The sequence below is a fragment of the Streptomyces malaysiense genome, from assembly GCF_000980885.2.
Classification (GTDB): Bacteria; Actinomycetota; Actinomycetes; order Streptomycetales; family Streptomycetaceae; genus Streptomyces; species Streptomyces malaysiense.
In genome coordinates, this window is record NZ_LBDA02000092.1 from 1 (window position 1) to 1,471 (window position 1,471).

The following is a 1,471-nucleotide window of genomic DNA, read 5'->3' on the forward strand; positions in this document are numbered from 1 at the left end:
ACCTCATCAACACACCGACCAGGCGGACCGCCACCCCCCGCACGGCTGATCTCCGGACACACCTGGCCAAGCTCACCGGCCCTCAGCGACTCCAGTACCTCGTCGAGGTCGTGCGCAGTAACACCGCGTCCGTCCTGGGCCACGCGGATTCCGCCTCCCTCGACACCGGCCGAGGTTTCCAGGACCTGGGGCTCGACTCCCTCACCGCCGTCGAACTCCGCAACCGCCTCACCACGGCCACCGGGCTGCGTCTCCCCTCCACCTTGATCTTCGACCACCCCACGGTCGACGCACTGGCCCGTCATCTGCTGGAACAGCTCGCCGACGCCCCGTCCGCGACCCGGGCACCGGCGACGACCGGCAGTCGGACCAACGTCAACGAGCCCCTTGCCATCGTGTCGATGGCCTGCCGGTTCCCCGGCGGCGCCCACACCCCCGAGGAGTTCTGGCAGCAACTGGTCGAGGGCCGCAACGCGATCTCGCAGTTCCCCGACGGCCGCGGCTGGGACCTGACGGACCTGTACGACCCGAACCCGGGCCAGACAGGCAAGACCTACGTGCGCAAGGGTGGGTTCATCCACGACGCGGACGAGTTCGACCCGGACTTCTTCAACATCTCCCCCCGTGAGGCACTGGCCACCGACCCGCAGCAGCGCCTGCTCCTGGAGACCAGCTGGGAAGCGCTGGAACGCGCCGCCATCACCCCCGCCAGCCTCAAGGGCACCCGCACCGGCGTCTTCACCGGCATCAGCGCCCAGTACTACGGCGGCGACTCCACCGCCATCCCCGAGGACATCCAGGGCTACATGCTGACCGGGACGGCCACCAGCGTCGCCTCCGGCCGCATCGCCTACACCCTGGGTCTGGAAGGGCCGGCCGTCACGATCGACACCGCCTGCTCCTCGTCCCTGGTCGCCATCCACCTCGCCGCACAGGCCATCCGCAACGACGAGTGCACCATGGCCCTCGCCGGCGGCGTCGCCATCATGGCCAGCCCAGCGGCCTTCGTGGAGTTCTCCCGACAGCGGGGTCTGGCACCCGACGGTCTGTGCAAGGCGTTCTCGACCGACGCGGACGGCACCGGCTTCTCGGAGGGCGTCGGTCTGGTGCTCATCGAACGGCTGTCGGACGCCCAGCGCAACGGGCACCCGGTGCTGGCAGTCATCCGCAGTACCGCCATCAACCAGGACGGTGCCAGCAGCCAGCTGTCCGCGCCGAACGGTCCCTCGCAGCAGCGGGTGATCCGTGCCGCCCTGGCCAACGCCCGCCTCACGCCCGCCGACGTCGACGCGGTCGAAGCCCACGGCACCGGCACCACCCTCGGCGACCCCATCGAGGCCCAGGCCCTGCTGGCCACCTACGGCCAGGACAGGCCCGCCGAACGCCCGCTGTGGCTCGGATCGGTGAAATCCAACATCGGCCACACCCAGGCAGCAGCCGGCGTCGCGGGCGTCATCAAGATGGTCATGGC

Annotated in this window: 1 protein-coding gene; it reads left to right on the forward strand. The window is 70.2% G+C overall.

Annotation, left to right across the window (positions count from 1 at the left end; all coding sequences use genetic code 11):
• The coding region (locus VT52_RS31180; RefSeq protein ID WP_143070946.1) for a type I polyketide synthase at window positions 1–1,471 on the forward strand (1,471 nt) is incomplete at both ends.